This is a genomic window from Cryobacterium sp. Hz9, from assembly GCF_004402825.1.
Lineage (GTDB): Bacteria > Actinomycetota > Actinomycetes > Actinomycetales > Microbacteriaceae > Cryobacterium > Cryobacterium gelidum.
Genome location: NZ_SOFC01000016.1, coordinates 1 through 1,708, shown reverse-complemented (window position 1 = coordinate 1,708; position 1,708 = coordinate 1). Strand labels below are relative to the sequence as shown.

At 67.4% G+C, this 1,708-nt stretch carries 2 protein-coding genes and 1 pseudogene; all 3 read right to left on the bottom strand.

Annotation, left to right across the window (positions count from 1 at the left end; all coding sequences use genetic code 11):
• Window positions 1–252 (bottom strand): annotated as a pseudogene (locus E3N85_RS08850) (acetyl-CoA C-acyltransferase); the annotation flags it as partial.
• Complete coding sequence (locus E3N85_RS08845; RefSeq protein WP_134462309.1) at window positions 249–923, bottom strand: 3-oxoacid CoA-transferase subunit B; 675 nt, start codon at window positions 921–923, stop codon at window positions 249–251. The gene E3N85_RS08845 and the pseudogene E3N85_RS08850, both read right to left, overlap by 4 nt.
• The coding region (locus E3N85_RS08840) for a CoA transferase subunit A (protein WP_134462306.1) at window positions 923–1,708 on the bottom strand (786 nt) is incomplete at its 5' end. The genes E3N85_RS08840 and E3N85_RS08845, both read right to left, overlap by 1 nt.

Below are 1,708 nucleotides of genomic sequence, written 5' to 3'. Positions count from 1 at the left end.
ACCGCCGACCGTGACGGGCAGGCCAGCATTCAACGCAGCGACGCGGGCTACCGGCGCGGCCTCGGCTGAGGGGTACGCCTGACCGAAAATGACGTCGTCGACGAGGGCGCCATCGAGTCCGGTGCGTTCGATCAGGGCAGCGATGACCGCCGAGGCGAGGTCGGCCGGCGCGACGGTTTTGAACGCGCCGCCGAACCGGCCGATCGGGGTGCGGAGCGGTTCGCAAATGACGACCTGCCGCAGCGCGGTCATTCGCTTGCCCCGATCAGCGTCGTGATGGTGGTCGGCGGCGAAGGAACGAGCAATGTCGCCTCGGTGGCGGCCTGCACCGCGTCGACGGTGACGCCCGGCGCGACCTCGCGCAGCACGAGCCCCTCGGGAGTGACGTCGATCACGGCGAGGTCCGTGATGATGCGGGTGACGACGGCCTTCCCGGTGAGCGGCAGGTCGCAGACCGTCTTGATCTTGAATTCGCCGTTCCTGGTGACGTGTTCCATCACGACGATGACGGTGTCGGCGCCGTGCACGAGGTCCATCGCCCCGCCCATGCCCTTGATCATCTTGCCGGGCACGGCCCAGTTGGCGATATCGCCGACGATACTGACCTGCATGGCGCCGAGTACGGCGACGTCGATCAGGCCGCCACGGATCATGCCGAAGCTCTGCGCCGAATCGAAGTATGCGGCGCCCGGGTTGACGGTGACGGTTTCTTTGCCGGCGTTGATGAGCTTGGGGTCGGCCTCACCCTCCCAGGGGTACGGTCCGACGCCGAGCACGCCGTTCTCGGAGTGCAGCACGACGTGCACGCCGTCGGGGAGAAAATTCGGAATGAGCGTCGGCAGACCGATTCCCAAATTGACGTAGGAATCGGGGGCGAGTTCCTGCGCGGCGCGCGCCGCCATTTCATCGCGCGTGAGGGCCATCAGTTCGCTCCGTTTCCTTCAGTGCGGGCACGAGCGGATGCCATCGGCCGTCGCCGCGTCGTCGTTTTCTCGATCGGCAGCTCGGCGGCGTCCACGGCGCCGAGCTGTACGACGCGGTTCACGTAGATGCCGGCGAGGTGCACCTGGTCGGGGTCGATCTCGCCGGGTTCGACCATTTCGTCCACCTCGGCGATGGTGATGCGGCCGGCCATGCCGGCCACCGGATTGAAGTTGCGGGCGGATTTTTCAAACACGAGGTTGCCGTGCCGATCGCCCTTGGCGGCGCGCACGAGGGCGTAATCGGTGACGATAGCCTCTTCGAGCACGTATTCCTTCTCGCCGCCGAGCGAGGAGAAACGGCGGGTCTCCTTCGGTGGAGACGACACGGTCACCTCTCCGCCTTGGCCGTAGCGCCAGGGCAGACCGCCGTCGGCGACCATGGTGCCCACCCCGCTCGCGGTGAAGAACGCCGGAATTCCGGTGCCGCCGGCCCGCAGCCGCTCCGCGAGGGTGCCCTGCGGGGTGAGCTCGACCTCGAGTTCGCCGCCGAGGTAACGGCGGGCAAAGTCTTTGTTCTCGCCGATGTACGAGGCGATCACCCGCGCTATGCGGCCTTCGCGCAGTAGCTCACCAAGCCCCCAGCCGTCGACGCCGCAGTTGTTCGAGGCGACCTGCAGGTTGGTGCTGCCGAGTGCGAGCAGCGCACGAATGAGCACGATCGGCACGCCGACCAGGCCGAATCCACCGACGGCGAGCGAGGCGCCATCGGGAATGTCGGCGACGGC